12 protein-coding genes and 1 pseudogene are annotated in these 17161 nt (G+C 61.6%); 10 read left to right on the top strand and 3 right to left on the bottom strand.

Translation table 11 applies throughout. The features are described from left to right. Positions 1-110: 110 nt before the first annotated feature. Together M0746_RS03615 and edd are read right to left on the bottom strand one after the other, a co-directional pair. Positions 111-1073, bottom strand: coding sequence for a glucokinase (locus M0746_RS03615; RefSeq protein ID WP_258448225.1), 963 nt, complete (start codon positions 1071-1073; stop codon positions 111-113). Next, positions 1070-2896, bottom strand: a complete 1827-nt coding sequence (gene edd / locus M0746_RS03610) for a phosphogluconate dehydratase (RefSeq protein WP_258448224.1) — start codon at positions 2894-2896, stop codon at positions 1070-1072. The genes M0746_RS03615 and edd overlap by 4 nt, the downstream gene beginning before the upstream one ends. Before the next feature lie 220 nt (positions 2897-3116). Here edd and gap point away from each other — a divergent pair, with 220 nt between their 5' ends. From gap to M0746_RS03570, 9 genes and pseudogenes are all read left to right on the top strand, one after another. Continuing rightward, the gene (gene gap / locus M0746_RS03605) at positions 3117-4118 is read left to right on the top strand and encodes a type I glyceraldehyde-3-phosphate dehydrogenase (RefSeq protein WP_203419217.1); all 1002 of its coding nucleotides are present in this window, start codon (positions 3117-3119) and stop codon (positions 4116-4118) included. Between the two features lie 192 nt (positions 4119-4310). After that, entirely contained in the window at positions 4311-4838 is a 528-nt protein-coding gene (locus M0746_RS03600; RefSeq protein ID WP_208940059.1) for an RNA polymerase sigma factor, read from the top strand. A gap of 123 nt (positions 4839-4961) precedes the next feature. Further along, a complete protein-coding gene (locus tag M0746_RS03595) occupies positions 4962-5927 on the top strand; it encodes a FecR family protein (protein ID WP_258448223.1) in 966 nt (321 codons plus the stop codon). Between the two features lie 122 nt (positions 5928-6049). Beyond that, complete coding sequence (locus M0746_RS03590) at positions 6050-8635, top strand: TonB-dependent receptor (protein WP_258448222.1); 2586 nt, start codon at positions 6050-6052, stop codon at positions 8633-8635. Between the two features lie 108 nt (positions 8636-8743). Beyond that, the gene (locus tag M0746_RS03585; protein WP_258448221.1) at positions 8744-9340 is read left to right on the top strand and encodes a biliverdin-producing heme oxygenase; all 597 of its coding nucleotides are present in this window, start codon (positions 8744-8746) and stop codon (positions 9338-9340) included. 166 nt (positions 9341-9506) lie between these two features. Beyond that, positions 9507-9902: a YbaN family protein gene (locus tag M0746_RS03580; RefSeq protein ID WP_208940055.1), complete on the top strand. Its 396-nt coding sequence runs from the start codon at positions 9507-9509 to the stop codon at positions 9900-9902. 122 nt (positions 9903-10024) lie between these two features. Further along, positions 10025-11374 (top strand): annotated as a pseudogene (locus tag M0746_RS29375) (PDC sensor domain-containing protein); the annotation flags it as partial. A gap of 102 nt (positions 11375-11476) precedes the next feature. Continuing rightward, a complete protein-coding gene (locus M0746_RS29370) occupies positions 11477-12232 on the top strand; it encodes a methyl-accepting chemotaxis protein (protein ID WP_394598371.1) in 756 nt (251 codons plus the stop codon). A gap of 173 nt (positions 12233-12405) precedes the next feature. After that, positions 12406-13752: a CoA transferase gene (locus tag M0746_RS03570; protein ID WP_258448219.1), complete on the top strand. Its 1347-nt coding sequence runs from the start codon at positions 12406-12408 to the stop codon at positions 13750-13752. 108 nt (positions 13753-13860) lie between these two features. Here the strand turns inward: M0746_RS03570 and arcD (M0746_RS03565) are convergent, their stop codons facing one another. Beyond that, entirely contained in the window at positions 13861-15288 is a 1428-nt protein-coding gene (gene arcD, locus M0746_RS03565; RefSeq protein WP_258448218.1) for an arginine-ornithine antiporter, read from the bottom strand. Positions 15289-15727: 439 nt separating this feature from the next. Here arcD (M0746_RS03565) and arcD (M0746_RS03560) point away from each other — a divergent pair, with 439 nt between their 5' ends. After that, a complete protein-coding gene (gene arcD, locus M0746_RS03560; protein ID WP_258448217.1) occupies positions 15728-17155 on the top strand; it encodes an arginine-ornithine antiporter in 1428 nt (475 codons plus the stop codon). Positions 17156-17161 lie beyond the last annotated feature (6 nt).

The raw sequence follows: 17161 nt of genomic DNA, 5'->3' as shown, positions 1-17161 counted from the left end.
GTCTGTTGCTGATCGTTCCCACGCTCTGCGTGGGAATGCAGCCCGTGACGCTCCGCGTCACTGGACGCGGAGCGTCCCTTGAGGCATTCCCACGCGGAGCGTGGGAACGATCACTTAACGGGGAGGGCTTGATCCAGGGCCACGCCGGCGCCGACCAGACCGGAGTACGGCGCCGTCACCAGCCACACCGGGATGCCTTTGAAGTAATCGCTCATGCAGCCCTTGTCGGCGAAGCTGCGGGCGAAACCGCTGCTGGCGAAGAAATCGGCAAAGCGTGGAATCACCCCGCCAACGATATACACCCCACCGCGCGCGCCAGTGGTCAGCACGTTGTTGCCGGCCACGCGGCCGAGCCAGCAGCAGAACTGCTCGAGCACTTCGAGGGCAATCGGATCGCCCGCCAGACCGGCCGCGGTAATCGCTTCCGGCGTGTCGAGGGTCGGTTCATGCCCGTCGACTGCGCAGATCGCCCGGTACAGTCGCGGCAAGCCGCCGCCGCTCAATGCGGTCTCGGCGCTGACATGGCCGATCTCGTTGTAGATGTGCTGCCACAGTTGGGTTTCGCGCGGGCTGCTCAGCGGCAGGTCGACGTGACCGCCCTCGCCCGGCAATGCCGCGAAGCGGCCTTCGCCGAGGTCCAGCAGGGTGCCGACGCCCAGCCCGGTGCCCGGGCCGATCACCACTGCCGGCCGCAACGGCTCCGGCGTGCCTTCGCAGATCACCCGGAACTCGCCCGGCTGCAAGCGGGTCATGCCCAGCGCCATCGCCGAAAAATCGTTGGTCAGCAACAACTGCTCGACCTGCAAGGTCTTGCAGAACGCGCTGCGACTCAGGCGCCAGTGATTGTTGGTGAACTTGAATTCATCGCCGCTGACCGGGCCGGCGACCGACAGGCACACCGAGCCGATCGCCCCCGGCGCCAGACCGAGCCCGCTCAGATACAGGCTGATCGCCTCTTCCGGGCTGGCGAAGTCGGCCGTGGCCAGCACCTGAACCGATTGCAGTTGCTGGTTTTGCCACAACGCAAAACGTGCGTTGGTGCCTCCGATGTCACCGACCAAAGCCAGTTTCAATTAAGCGTCTCCAGGGCAGAAGTGAAGGCGCTGGCGCCCTGCTCCGCCGAGCTGAAGGCCATGCGCATGAAGCCGAACAGTTCGCGACCGCTGCCGATGTTGTTGCCCAACAGGCCTTTGGCAGGTTCGCGTGCGGCAAATTCGTCGGCGTCGACCTTCAGTTCCAAGGTGCCTTTGACGCCATCGACGCGGATGATATCGCCCTCTTGCACCCGCGCCAAAGCACCACCGACATAAGCCTCGGGGCTGACGTGAATCGCCGCCGGGATTTTCCCCGAGGCGCCGGACATGCGCCCGTCGGTCACCAATGCCACTTTGAAGCCGCGATCCTGCAGTACGCCGAGGAACGGCGTCATCTTGTGCAGCTCGGGCATGCCGTTGGAGCGCGGGCCCTGGAAGCGCATCACCGCGACAAAATCCTTCTCCAGCAGACCGGCCTTGAACGCATCGGCCAGATCCTGCTGATCCTGGAACACCATCGCCGGCGCTTCGACGATCTGGTTTTCCAGCGCCACCGCCGAGACCTTCATCACGCCGCGACCGAGGTTGCCCTCCATCACGCGCAAACCGCCCTCCGCCGAGAACGCACGGGCGACCGGGCGCAGAATGTTTTCGTCGAGGCTGTCGACCGGGCCTTCGCGCCAGACCAGCTCGCCGTTATCGAGGAACGGTTCTTTGGTGTATTGGCTCAAACCGTGGCCGAGCACGGTGTTGACGTCTTCGTGCAGCAGGCCGGCGCCGAGCAGTTCGCGGATCAGGAACGACATGCCGCCCGCTGCCTGGAAGTGGTTGATGTCGGCTTTGCCGTTGGGGTAGACGTGACTCAGGGTCGGCACGACTTCGGAGAGGTCGGCCATGTCCTGCCAGGTCAGCTGAATGCCCGCGGCCATGGCGATCGCCGGCATGTGCAAAGTGTGGTTGGTCGAGCCGCCGGTGGCGTGCAGGGCAACGATCGAGTTGACCAGCGCCTTCTCGTCGACGATTTCACCAATCGGCATGAAGTTGCCGTTCTGCTTGGTCAGGCGCGTGACCTGATGCGCGGCTTCGCGGGTCAGCGCGTCACGCAGCGGCGTGTTCGGGTTGACGAAAGACGCGCCCGGCAAGTGCAGGCCCATGACTTCCATCAGCAGCTGGTTGGTGTTAGCGGTGCCGTAAAACGTGCAGGTGCCCGGGCTGTGGTAGGACTTCATCTCCGATTCCAGCAGCTCTTCGCGGGTCGCCTTGCCTTCGGCGTACTTCTGCCGTACGTCGGCTTTTTCCTTGTTGGAAATCCCCGAGACCATCGGCCCGCCCGGGACGAAAATCGTCGGCAGATGACCGAAGCGCAGCGAGCCCATCATCAGCCCCGGCACGATCTTGTCGCAGATGCCGAGCATCAGCGCACCGTCGAACATATTGTGCGACAGCGCCACGGCGGTAGACATGGCAATCACTTCGCGGCTCGGCAGGCTCAGTTCCATGCCCGGCTCGCCCTGGGTCACGCCGTCGCACATCGCCGGGGTGCCGCCAGCGAACTGGCCGACCGAGCCGATTTCGCGCAGGGCATTCTTGATTTGCTGGGGGAACACTTCGTACGGCTGGTGCGCCGAAAGCATGTCGTTATACGAAGACACAATGGCGATGTTCGCCGAGTTCATCATCCGCAGGCTGTGCTTGTCTTCGCTGCCGCAACCGGCCACGCCGTGGGCGAAGTTGGCACATTGCAGCTTGCCGCGCATCGGCCCGTCCGTGGCGGCGCCGCGAATCAATGCAAGGTAAGCCTGACGCGTGGCGCGGCTGCGGGCGATAAGCCGTTCGGTGACCTCAAGAACGCGGGGATGCATGTGTAGAACTCCAGGCTAACAGATGTGGCGACCTGATTGTCTATGCTGATCAAAGGCCGGTGTCGGTGGAATGACAGACGGCTTTTTTGACCATTCGGACCAGTTGATTCAGGTCACTCGTTGTAGATAAAACAAAATATTGCCACTAAAAAGGCTTGTTTTCTATTTTTATGCGAATAATCTTGTAATTCCAACAACAAAACGACGGCGGCGCTGTTCAATGACTCTTCGAATCGCAATCAATGGTTTTGGCCGCATCGGCCGTAATGTCCTGCGCGCACTGTATACCCAAGGCTATCGACAGGATCTGCAGATCGTCGCCATCAACGATCTGGGCGACAGTTCGATCAATGCCCATCTGCTCAAATACGACACCGTTCACGGCACCTTCGACGCCGAAGTGGCGCACGATAACGAGAGTCTGACGGTCAACGGCGACCGCATCGCAGTCAGCGCCATTCGCAATCCGGCCGAACTGCCATGGGCGGCGGAAAAGATCGATGTGGTGTTCGAATGCACCGGTCTGTTTACCGACCGCGCCAAAGCCGCCGCGCATATTAGCGCTGGCGCACGCAAAGTGATTATTTCGGCCCCGGCCAAAGGCGCCGACGCCACCGTGGTCTACGGCGTCAACCACGACATTCTGCGCCAGTCGCACCAGATCATTTCCAACGCGTCGTGCACCACCAACTGCCTGGCGCCGGTCGCGCAGGTGCTGCACCGCGAACTGGGCATCGAAAGCGGTCTGATGACCACCATCCACGCCTACACCAACGACCAGAACCTCACCGACGTCTATCACACCGACCCGTACCGCGCGCGTTCGGCCACGCAGAACATGATCCCGAGCAAGACCGGCGCCGCCGAAGCGGTAGGCCTGGTGCTGCCGGAACTGGCCGGCAAACTGACCGGCATGGCCGTGCGTGTGCCGGTGATCAACGTGTCGCTGGTGGACCTGACCGTGCAGTTGAAGAAAGAAGCCAGCGCCGACGAAGTCAACGCCCTGCTCAAAGCCGCGAGCCAGCATTCGAAGATCCTTGGTTACAACACGCTGCCACTGGTTTCCAGCGACTTCAACCACAACCCGCTGTCGTCGATCTTCGACGCCAACCACACCAAATCCAGCGGCAAACTGCTGAAGGTGCTGGCCTGGTATGACAACGAATGGGGCTTCTCCAACCGCATGCTGGATAACTGCCTGGCGTTGTGTAACGCCGAGTAAGCGGCGACGCTTCTGTAGGAGTGAGCCTGCTCGCGATAGCTATCTGTCAGCCAACCAAAAGGGTGAATGTGATACCGCAATCGCGAGCAGGCTCACTCCTACAGGGGTCTTGTGAGGCATTTGAAATCATTGCTTGACCATTCAGCCAGATGATAAGCATTATCATTCGCTTGAAATGGATCAGGTCCTCCCGTGAGTCAATCGCGCTTCAATCATGTCTTCCTTGCCCAGCGCACGTCTCTGCTGCGCACGCTGGAGCGCATGGTCAACAATCACAGCACCGCTGAAGACCTGCTGCAGGAAACCTACCTGCGCGTCACTCGCGCCTTGAGCGAGCGGGCCATCGATCACCTCGAACCGTTTGTATTTCAGACCGCGCGCAATCTGGCGCTGGATCATCTGCGTGCGCGCAAGATCCACGCGCGAACCATGATCGATGACGTGCCGCCGGACATTGTGCACAGCGTCGCCGCCCCCGCCAGCAGCGCCGAAGACGCTGCCCACGCCGAACAGATGCTGGAGCGCCTGAACGTGAGCCTCGGTCAACTCAGCCCGCGCCAGCAGCGGATTTTCATCCTCAGCCGTTTGCACGGGAACAGCTATCAGGAAATAGCTGACGAGCTGAACGTCTCCCTCAGCACCGTACAAAAAGAACTGAAACTGATCATGTCGATCTGCATCGGCGTTGCTGAGCGCCTCGACGGCAGCGGCAAGCTATAAGCTTCAAGCGGCAAGTAAAAACGAACAGCAACAACGCATCCGGCTTTGGCTTGCAGCTTGTCGCTTGAAGCTAGAAACTGCTTCACCAGAAGCCCTGCTTCGCCAGAAGCCTGAGGAAACACCGTGACGGACACCCACCGCTCGCCTTCGCCGGATTCGGCGCAGGATGCTGCCAACGCAATGGACCAGGCACTGGACTGGCTCATCGTGCTCGGCAGCCCGGACGAGGAACAGACCCGGCAGTTCCACGCCTGGCTGGCGGCCGATCCGTTGAATGCCGAGGCGTTCGCCAAGGCCCAGGCGATCTGGGACGGTCCGCAAGTGGCGTTGTGCGCGCAAGCCCTGGCGGCGAAACCGGCGAAAGTCACCTTCCTGCAACGCGTGCGCCCGCACTGGAAACCGCTGGCCACGGCGGCGGTGCTGATCCTCGGGCTGTTCAGTTTCAGCAACCTGCCGATGCGCCTGCAGGCCGATCATCTGACCGTGGTGGGTGAACGCCAGCGCCTGCAACTGGAGGACGGCTCGAAAGTCCTGCTCAACACCAATTCGGCGTTCTCCAGCACGATCAACGATCAGCAACGTGTGGCCCGGCTGTTTCAGGGCGAGGCGTTTTTCGAGGTTGCCAGTGGCCGCGGTCAGGCGCTGGAAATCGACGCTGGCCCGGTCCGCGCCAGCGTGCGCGACACCGCATTTGCCGTGCGTTATCTCGACGGGGTCGCGCAGGTCAATGTGCAGCGTGGCGATGTCGATCTGCGCGCTACCCATAACGATGCGCGGGTGCGCCTGAGCGCCGGCGAAAGCATCCGCATCGGCCCCAACGGGTTCGATCGCCCGGCCAAGCTTGACGCCAATACCGATCTGGCGTGGGTGCAGGGCCGCCTGGTGTTCGAGAACTGCCCGCTCAATCAGGTGCTGGCCGAGCTGCGCCGCTACTATCCGGGCTGGATCATCAATACCAACGAGCAGTTGGCCGACGTCGCCGTCACCGGCAACTACCGCCTCGACCAGCCGCTCGACGTGGTCCGTTCGCTTGCGCACATCACTTCGGCGCGGCTGCAAGAATTCCCCGCCTTGGTCATCCTGAACTGAATGAGAATTATTTTTACTCGATAGCCCGCATCAGTACGTCTCGTTATAGCCAATGCAATTGATTCGCATCAAGTGATGCCAATCAGCACCTATAAAGATTCGTGCGACACGGAGCGCTATCGATGTCCTCACGCCTTACCCGCCAGACTGCTTCCCCTTCCCGCGTACTGTCGCTACTGACCGCGGCCATCCTCATGGCCGGCAGCGCACCGCTGCTGGCGGCGCCCGAGCAACCGGCGCGCAGCATGGGCGATTACGCATTTGCCATCGGCCAACAACCGTTGGTATCGGCGTTGAACGCGTTTACTGCCGTGACCGGCTGGCAGGTCAGCCTACCGGCAGAACTGGGCCAGGGCGTGGCATCGCCGGGTGCACGCGGTTCGCTGCCGCCGGAGAAAGCCCTCGAGCGGCTGTTGGTGGGGACCAACCTGAGCTTCCGCAAACTGAGCAACAACAATGTCGTACTGGAGAAGCGCAACAGCAGCGGCACGCTGAACCTGGATCAGGTAACCATCAGCGCCACCCGCCAGGAGCAGTCGGTCAACAGCGTGCCGGCCACCGTCACCGTGCAGACCCGCGAAGACCTCGATCGCCACAACGTCAACACCATCAAGGAACTGGTGCGCTACGAGCCGGGCGTTTCCGTTGGCGGCGCCGGCCAGCGTGGCGGCATCAGCGGCTACAACATCCGTGGCATCGACGGCGATCGCATCCTCACCCAGGTCGATGGCGTGGAAATACCCAACGGTTTCTTCAACGGCCCGTACGCCAAGAGCCAGCGCAACTACGTTGACCCGGAAATCGTCAAACGCGTGGAGATCCTGCGCGGCCCGGCCTCGGTGCTGTACGGCAGCAACGCCATCGGCGGCGCGGTCAGCTATTACACGCTGGATGCCGACGACATCATCAAGCCCGGCAAAGACCTGGGCGCACGCCTGAAAACCGGTTACAGCTCGGCCGACGACAGCTGGCTGAAGTCCGCCACCGTCGCCGGGCGCTCCGGCGAGTTCGACGGCTTGCTGCATTACAGCCAGCGCGACGGCCACGAAACCGAATCCTACGGCGGCAACAACGGCACCGGCCTTGCGCGCACCGCCGCCAACCCGGAAGACGTGCGCGCGAGCAACGTGCTGGCCAAGCTCGGCTGGAACTATAACGACGATTCGCGTCTGGGCCTGACCTACGAAAAGTACAAGGACGAACGCGACACCGATCAGAAAAGCGCCTACGGCGGCCCCTACTTCAACGGTGCGCCGACCATCCCCGATAGCATGCTGCCCGGCGGCATGTACCAGTGGCGCACCGGCAACGACACCATCAGCCGTGAGCGCTTTGGCCTCGAGCACACGTTCGCCCTCGACAGCCTGCTGGTCGACAATGTGAAGTGGAGCCTCAATTACCAGATCGCCAAGACTGACCAGAGCACCGCAGAGTATTACTACCCGATCACCCGCAAAGTGCTGCGCACCCGCGACACGATCTACGAAGAAAAACAGTGGGTCTTCGATGCGCAACTGGACAAGGCCTTCACCCTCGGCGCCACCGATCATATGCTGACCTATGGCACCACGATCAAGCAGCAGAAAGTCACCGGCTCGCGCAGCGGCGACGGCACCTGTCTGGCCGTGGGCCGTGGTTGCACGGCGATTGGCGCGACCAGTGCCGCGGATGTGCTGGCCAAGGCCAGCGATTTCCCTGACCCGACCATCAACACCTACAGCCTGTTCGCCCAGGACCAGATCAGCTGGCACGACTGGACCTTCCTGCCGGGCCTGCGCTACGACTACACCCAGCTCAAGCCGCACATCACTCAGGAATTCCTCAACACCGTGGCCGCCGACGGCCAAGGCACCGTCAGCGACAAGAACAAGACCTGGCACAAAGTCTCGCCGAAATTCGGCCTGACCTATGCTTTGACGGAAAACTACACCTGGTACGGCCAGTACGCTGAAGGCTTCCGCACCCCGACGGCAAAATCGCTGTACGGGCGCTTCGAGAACAACACCACCGGGTACACCGTCGCGCCGAACTCCGATCTTGAACCGGAGAAAAGCAAAAGCTTCGAAACCGGCCTGCGCGGCCATTTCGAGCACGGCTCGTTCGACGTGGCGGTGTTCTATAACAAGTACCGCGATTTCATCAACGAAGACGCGGTCAAGCCGGGCGACGATCAACTGACCTTCCAGAGCAACAACATCAAGCGCGCCACCATCAAGGGTGCCGAAGTCAAAGGCCGCTTGAATCTGGATGCGTTCGGCGCGCCGCAAGGCTTGTACACCCAAGGCTCGATCGCCTACGCCTACGGTCGCAACAATGACAGCGGCGAGCCGATCAACAGCGTCAACCCGCTGACCGGCGTGTTCGGCCTCGGTTACGACCAGGACCATTACGGTGGCTTGCTGAGCTGGACCGTGGTGAAGAAAAAGGACCGCGTCGACGACAGCAATTTCAAGTCGCCGGACGGCGTCAGCAGCCAGTTCAAGACGCCGGGCTTCGGCATTCTCGATCTGGCCGGCTATTACAAGGTCAGCGACGACGTCACCGTCAGCGGCGGCATCTACAACCTCACCGACAAGCAGTACTGGCTGTGGGATGACGTGCGCGGTTACGACAGCGTCGGTGAAGCCTCGGTAACGCAACCGGCCAACCTCGATCGCCTGACCCAGCCGGGCCGCAACTTCGCGATCAACCTGATCTGGGACATCTGATCCGGCCGAGCTCACTGCGTGTGCGCTACGCCGCAGTGAGGTTTTTTTACGCTCCGGCGCCTGCCCGTACGTCTTGTTATCAAGCGCCTCATTTATCAAGGACACCCCATGACTGCCTCGGACAAAGCCCTGCGTTCGCAACGCCTGAACCAGATCACCCATGAGCCGCACAGCAAGCTCGATGCGTTGGTGAAAGCCCACGCACCGTTCGAGACGCGCGCCAGCTTCGCCCGTTTTGTCGTTGCGCAGTACCTGTTCCAGTCGGAACTGGTCGCGCTGTACAACGATGCCGAACTGAGCGCGATCATCCCTGACCTGCCAGCCCGGTGCCGCGCCGAAGCTGCCAGGGCAGACCTGGCCGACCTCGACACCGAAATCCCGGCGCCAGTGGCCGGTGCCGTCAACAACCCGAGCAAGGCGCGCGCGCTGGGCTGGCTGTTCGTCTCTGAAGGCTCCAAGCTCGGTGCGGCGTTTCTGATCAAACGTGCGGTGGCGTTGGAGCTGAGCGAAAGCTTCGGCGCGCGTCATCTCGGCGAGCCAGAAGGCGGCCGTGCCGAAGGCTGGAAGAGCTTCGTGCGTACGCTCGATGCACTGCAATTTACGGCTGAAGAAGAAGCCGAAGCCGAGCAAGGCGCGCTCGATGCGTTCAATCGCTTCACCGTGTTGCTGGAGCAGGCTTACGCCACAGAGGCCGAACCGGCCTGACTGATACAACACAAGACCCTGTGGGAGCTGGCTTGCCAGCGATGGCGATAGATCAGTCAATACAATGTCGACTGTCCCACCGTTATCGCTGGCAAGCCAGCTCCCACAGGGATCTCTGCAAGTCTGTAGAATCTCCGTTTCGCCTTAGCTCCCACTCGCTGAGCCCATGCCCGCACCCGTCCCCTCAAAACTCGCCCGCCTGCTGTTCGGCCTGCTCGCCTATGTCAGCCTCGGCATCGGGCTGGTCGCGATTGTCGTGCCCGGGCTGCCGACCACTGAGTTCATCCTGCTCGCCGCGTGGGCCGCGACGCGCAGTTCGCCGCGCTTGAGTGCGTGGCTGGAAAACCATCGCCTGTTCGGGCCGATCCTGAGCAACTGGCGCAACGGCAAGATCATCGCGCGCAAGGCCAAGGTCAGCGCAACGTTGAGCATGCTGCTGTGCGCAACGCTGATGCTGGTGCTGCTCGAGCATGGCTGGCCGATCTATCTGGCAATCGCCGGCATGGCGCTGGGCAATCTGTGGATCTGGTCGCGCCCGGAAAACCTCCCCGCTGCACACTGAAACATCCCTGTAATTATTCTTGTTTTCGGCACAATCTCCTGCGCAAACGTTTAGCGCTGACCGTTCGTCGGCGTCCGCCTCATGCCGTCTCGTTGCTCGCCGATGAGCAGACATGGCGCTGAATGGATTTGGCGAACCGGGTAGTTCATTTGCCCGACAGTCACTTTTCTTTTCCATTTACGAGACGCCCGATGTTCGACTCACTCTCCATTCGCCTGAAAATCGTCCTGCTCAGCGGCCTGTGCCTGCTCGGTGTGGTCGCGCTGATCGTCGGCATGAACATGTACCAGACCAATCAGAACGACGAACTGGTCAGTAATTCCAGCAACCAGTTGCTCACCGCCAGCGTGCAGAATCTGCTGCAGGCCAAAGCCGCCGAACAAGCGGTGCGTGTGCAGAAAACCTTCGGCGAAAGCCTGCTGGTGATCACTGCGCTGGCCGACCAGATCAAGGACCTGCGCGTCATGGCTGCCAAGCGTTCACTCGACGCTGGTGCCCTGCGCGAAGAGTTGAACCAGAGTCTGAAAACCGCGTTCGAGCGCAACGACAAGGTGCTGGGCATCTGGCTGGCCTTCGAACCCAACGGTCTGGATGGCAAGGACAGCGAATTCGTCGACGATGCCGCGCGCCAGTCCAACGAAGCCGGGCGCTTCGCCACTTACTGGAGCCGCGCCGGCGGGGCTGCGCTGAACACGATCATGGTCGAAGAAGACCTGACCAAAACCACCCTCAGCGTCAGCGGCACACCCTACAACAGCTGGTACACCTGCCCTCGCGACAACAAACGCACCTGCCTGCTCGACCCGTACGCCGACACCGTCGGCGACAAGGAAATGCTCATGACGACCATTTCCGTGCCGCTGATCGTCGACGGCAAAGCCCTCGGCGTGGTCGGTATCGACATTGCCCTCGACGCCCTGCAAGCCGCCGCCGTCGAGTCGCAGCGCAGCCTGTTCAACAACGCCGGGCACATGCTCATCGTCTCCGGCAGCGGCGTGCTCGCGGCGGACAGCGCCGATGCGAGCAAGGTCGGCAAAAAGATCGCCGACACCCCCGGTGTCGACAGCAAGGATGTGCTGCAACTGCTGACCGCCGGCACGCCGAAGATCCTCGAACAGGGTGATTTGATTCGCGCGGTGTATCCGGTCGACCCGATCGGCAATTCGCGCGCCTGGGGTGTGGTCATCGACCTGCCCAAACACGTGCTGCTGGCCGATTCGGTGAAGCTGCAAGCAGTGCTCGACGATGCTCAGGAAACCGGCGTGATCACTGCGCTGCTGGTCGCCGTGGTGGCCGGTGTAGTCGGTCTGCTGCTGATCTGGCTCACCGCTTCGGGCGTTACCCGGCCGATCAACAGCGTCGCGGAAATGCTGAAGAACATCGCCAGCGGCGAAGGCGATCTGACCCAGCGCCTGGACTACAGCAAGAAAGATGAACTGGGCGAACTGGTGAACTGGTTCAACCGCTTCCTCGACAAGCTGCAACCGACCATCGCCCAGATCAAACAAAGCATCACCGAAGCCCGCGGCACCGCCGACCAGTCTTCGGAGATCGCCCGGCAGACCAGCGAAGGCATGCAGGTGCAGTTCCGCGAGATCGACCAGGTCGCCACGGCGTCGAACGAAATGAGCGCTACCGCCCACGACGTCGCCAACAGCGCCTCGAACGCCGCCAATGCTGCGAAAGGCGCCGATCAATCGGCCAAGGACGGTATGGCGATCATCGAGCGCAGCACCCGCGACATCAACCAGTTGGCCGACGAAGTCAGCAAAGCGGTGACTGAAGTCGAAGCGCTGGCGGTCAACAGCGAGCAGATCGGTTCGGTGCTGGAAGTGATCCGCAGCATCGCCGAGCAGACCAACCTGCTCGCCCTCAACGCCGCCATCGAAGCCGCCCGCGCCGGTGAGAGCGGCCGTGGTTTCGCCGTGGTCGCTGACGAGGTGCGCAACCTCGCCAAGCGCACTCAGGATTCGGTGGAGGAAATTCGCTTGGTGATCGAGCGCATCCAGACCGGCACCCGTGGCGTGGTCGCGACCATGCATTCGAGCCAGACCCAGGCGCACAACAACGCCGGGCAGATTCGTCAGGCGGTCGATGCGCTGGGCAAGATCAGCGACGCGGTGACAGTGATCAGCGACATGAACCTGCAGATCGCCAGCGCCGCCGAACAGCAGAGCGCCGTGGCCGAAGAGGTCAACCGCAACGTCTCGGCGATCCGCACCGTCACCGAAACCCTGACCGGGCAAGCCACTGAATCGGCCGCGATCAGCAGCCAGCTCAACAGCCTGGCGAGCCAGCAGATGAAATTGATGGATCAGTTCCGCGTGTAGTCCTCCTTTGATCGTTCCCACGCTCTGCGTGGGAATGCAGCCCGGGACGCTCTGCGTCCCGATCGAAAGCCGGAACGCGGAGCGTCCCTTGAGGCATTCCCACGCAGAGCGTGGGAACGATCTTGCGGGTGTTTTTTGCACTATCATCGCCCTCTCGCTCCGGAGGGTTTTCGATGACTGACTTGCTCACCTCCCTGCAAGCCGCGCTCGGCTTGCCACCCACGCCAATCGCATTCGAAGAGCGTGGCGCCCTGCCCTCGGCGTTTGCCGTCACCGATCTGGCCTGCGCCAGCCTCGCCGCGGCCGGTCAAGCGGTCAGCGAATTGCTCCGCCAGCAGACCGGTGAATTACCGACCGTCGCCGTCGATCGACGTCTGGCATCGTTCTGGTTCAGTTCTTCGATCCGGCCAATCGGCTGGCAAGTGCCGCCGCTGTGGGACGCGGTCGCCGGTGACTACGCCACCGCAGACGGCTGGATTCGCCTGCACACCAACGCCCCGCATCACCGCGCCGCCGCTGAGCGGGTGCTCGGTGCCTGCGCCGACCGTGCGGCGATGGCGGCCAACGTCGCAAAGTGGACCAGCACGGCACTGGAGCAAGCGGTGGTCGAAGCCAACGGTTGCGCCGCCGAAATGCGCAGCTGGGCGCAGTGGCAGCAGCATCCGCAAGGGCTGGCGGTGAATGCCGAGCCGCTGGTGCATTTTTCTGAACAGACGGATGGTAAAACCCTGGCTTGGCAGGGCTCGGCCGCACGACCGCTGGCCGGGATCAAGGTGCTGGACCTGACCCGCGTGCTGGCCGGCCCCACGGCCAGCCGTTTTCTTGCCGGGCTGGGCGCGGATGTGTTGCGCATCGACTCACCAACGTGGAACGAACCCGGCGTCGTTCCGGAAATGACCCTGGGCAAGCGCTGCGCGCGGCTGGATCTGCATGATCCAGCAGATCGCGCGCTGTTCGGGAGCTTGTTGAAAGACGCCGACCTTCTGCTGCACGGCTATCGCGCCGATGCCCTGGAACTTCTCGGCTTCGGCTTTGAACGTCGGCAACAACTGGCACCGGGGTTGATCGACGTCAGCCTGAATGCCTATGGCTGGAGCGGTCCGTGGCGCAACCGGCGCGGCTTCGACAGCCTGGTGCAGATGAGCAGCGGCATCGCCGAGGCCGGGCAACGCTGGAAGCAGGCGGATAAACCGACGCCCTTGCCGGTGCAGGCGCTGGACCATGCGACCGGGTATCTGATGGCCGCGAGTGCGCTCAGGTTGCTGACTGAACGACTGGCCCACGGACGCGGGGGTTCGGCGCGGTTGTCGCTGGCGCGTACGGCGAAGTTGTTGATCGAGCATGGGCCGGGGACGAATGAGCCGTTGCGGGCCGAAGATGCGCTGGATCAGGCTCCGGCAATTGAACACACCGCGTGGGGCCCGGCGCAGAGGTTGCGCGTGCCGGTGCAGATCAGCGGGACGGGTGTGCAGTGGGATTTGCCCGCCGCCGAATTGGGGTCACATCAAGCGCAGTGGTGATGTTGGGAGCGCTTTCGCGAGCAGGCTCGCTCCCACATGAGATGTGCGCTCCCTTGTGGGAGCGAGCCTGCTCGCGAATACGCCGGCCCTGCCAAAGCAACATTCCGATCACAAACTCAACACCCCGCTGTACAACCCATACGCCGCCAACCCCGCGCCCATCACCACACAAGCAAAAATCCCTTTCTCCACCGGAGTAAACAACGGCTCACCCGCCTCACGCTTGGCCTGGGCAAACAGAATCACCCCCGGCGCATACAGCAGCGCCGACAACAGCAGGTATTTCACCCCGCCGGCATACAACAACCACACCGCATAGACCAGGGCGATGCCGCCGATCAGCAGGTCCTTGCGGCGTTCGGCCGAGGCCTGTTCGTAGGTTTCGCCACGCCCGCTGAGCAGCACCGCGTACGCCGCCGACCACAGGTACGGCACCAGAATCATCGACGAGGCCAGGTAGATCAGGCTGGTGTAAGTGCCCGCCGAAAACAGCGTGATCAACAGGAAAATCTGGATCATCGCGTTGGTCAGCCACAGCGCGTTGACCGGCACATGGTTTTTGTTTTCCCTGGTCAGGAACGCCGGCATGGTCTTGTCTTTGGCGGTGGCGAACAGGATCTCGGCGCAGAGCAACGCCCACGACAGCAACGCCCCGAGCAGCGAAATCGCCAGGCCGACGCTGATCAGCAATGCGCCCCACGGCCCGACGATGTGCTCAAGTACGGCGGCCAGCGACGGGTTCTGCAAGTTGGCCAGTTCCGGTTGGGTCATGATGCCCAGCGACAGCACATTGACCAGCACCAGCAGCGCCAGCACGCCGATAAAACCGATCACCGTGGCGCGACCGACGTCGCTGCGTTTCTCTGCCCGCGCCGAATACACGCTGGCGCCTTCGATGCCGATGAACACAAACACGGTGACCAGCATCATGTTGCGCACCTGATCCATCACCCCGCCGAAATTCGGGTTGCCGGTGCCCCAAATGTCGCGGGTGAAGATATCCGCCTTGAACGCCACCGCCGCGATGACGATGAACATGATCAGCGGCACGACCTTGGCGACGGTGGTCAACTGGTTGATCAGCGCCGCCTCCTTGATCCCGCGCATCACCAGAAAATGCACCGCCCACAGCAGTATCGAAGCACAGCCGATGGCGATCGGCGTATTGCCTTGACCGAACACCGGGAAGAAATAGCCAAGTGTGCTGAACAGCAGCACGAAGTAACCGACATTGCCCAGCCAGGCGCTGATCCAGTATCCCCACGCCGAGGAAAACCCCATGTAGTCGCCGAACCCGGCCTTGGCGTAGGCGTACACGCCAGAGTCCAGTTCGGGTTTGCGATTGGCCAAAGTCTGGAAGACGAAAGCCAGCGTCAGCATGCCGACGGCAGTGATGCCCCAACCGATCAGAATCGCTCCGGCATCGGCGCGTGCCGCCATATTCTGCGGCAGCGAGAAAATTCCCCCGCCAATCATCGACCCCACCACCAGCGCGATCAGCGCGCCCAGTCGCAGCTTCTGTGTCGGTTGCGACATGCAAGTCTCCTTGAAAAACAGTGGCGAAGTTTATTTGTAACAACGACCGGCTAAAAATCTTAATGGTAGATGATGCTTATCAGATAAAGATTCAGCTGCCCCCTTTATATATAGCCGACAACGATAACCCGTAGCACGTCGACGCCATTCTGTGCGCTGATCCTGATAAATCAATTCTGTACTGAAAACAACGGCGGAAAATTTGCCAAACGCCAGAAAAGAACTAGCGTGATAATTCGAAAGTAATAATAGCCATTCCCAACCACTTAGCCACAAAGCCTCTAGAACGGGCCTCGCAGACGAAAGCCTTATGCCACTAGTGGATACCTAAGTCATTCATTAACAATGGAATGTGACCATGAACTGATCTACGTCAGCTGTTTGAACAGACAACAGATTTACGCTGTGATCTCTTCTCTCCTGCAATGGAGTCATGCAAATGTCTGAAGCGCCCGGAAAACTAAGACTCGGTGCACTGGTTGCACTGGTAGTCGGTTCAATGATCGGTGGCGGGATATTTTCGTTGCCACAAAACATGGCCGCCAGCGCCGACGTCGGTGCAGTGCTGATCGGCTGGGCCATCACCGCAGTCGGCATGCTCACCCTCGCTTTTGTTTTTCAGACCCTCGCCAATCGCAAGCCGGACCTGGACGGCGGTGTCTACGCCTACGCCAAGGCCGGATTCGGCGATTACATGGGTTTCTCGTCCGCCTGGGGTTACTGGATCAGCGCCTGGCTGGGCAACGTCGGTTACTTCGTGTTGCTGTTCAGCACCCTCGGTTACTTCTTTCCGATATTCGGTGAAGGCAATACCCCGGCGGCGGTGATCGGCGCCTCGGTGTTGCTGTGGGGCGTGCATTTCCTGGTGCTGCGCGGAATCAAGGAAGCGGCGTTCATCAACCTGGTGACCACCGTTGCCAAGGTCGTGCCGCTGCTGCTGTTCGTGCTGATCGCGGTCTTCGCCTTCAAACTGGACATCTTCACCGCCGACATCTGGGGCGTGAAAAATCCTGACCTGGGCAGTGTGATGAACCAGGTGCGCAACATGATGCTGGTCACCGTGTGGGTGTTCATCGGCATCGAGGGCGCGAGCATCTTCTCGGCCCGCGCAGAAAAACGTTCCGACGTCGGCAAGGCCACGGTGATCGGTTTCATCACCGTGCTGCTGTTCCTGGTGCTGGTCAATGTGCTGTCGCTGGGCATCATGACCCAGCCGGAACTGGCAAAACTGCAGAACCCGTCGATGGCTGCGGTGCTGGAGCACGTGGTCGGGCATTGGGGTGCGGTGCTGATCAGCGTCGGCCTGATCATCTCGCTGTTGGGGGCGCTGCTGTCGTGGGTGCTGCTGTGCGCGGAGATCATGTTCGCCGCCGCCAAAGACCACACCATGCCGGAGTTTCTGCGCAAGGAAAACGCCAATCACGTACCGGTCAACGCCCTGTGGCTGACCAACGCGATGGTGCAGATCTTTCTGATCATCACCCTGTTTTCAGCCAGTACCTACCTGTCGCTGATCTATCTCGCCACCTCGATGATTCTGGTGCCGTACCTGTGGTCGGCGGCTTACGCCCTGCTGCTGGCGGTGCGTGGCGAGAGTTACGAAGGCTTCGCCGCCGAGCGGCGCAAGGACCTGATCATCGGCGGCATCGCCCTGATCTATGCGGTGTGGCTGCTGTACGCCGGCGGGGTCAAGTACCTGCTGCTCTCGGCCCTGCTCTACGCACCCGGCGCGATCCTGTTCGCCAAGGCCAAGCTGGAACTCAAACAACCGGTTTTCACCAACGTCGAGAAGCTGATTTTCGCCGCAGTGGTCATAGGCGCCGTGGTGGCGGCCTACGGTCTCTACGACGGCTTCCTGACGCTGTAACCCCTG

Source organism: Pseudomonas sp. S11P7, assembly GCF_023195435.1.
Taxonomy (GTDB): domain Bacteria; phylum Pseudomonadota; class Gammaproteobacteria; order Pseudomonadales; family Pseudomonadaceae; genus Aquipseudomonas; species Aquipseudomonas fluorescens_G.
Note: the sequence above shows the minus strand (reverse complement) of the source record. Positions and strands in the feature narration are given on the sequence as shown.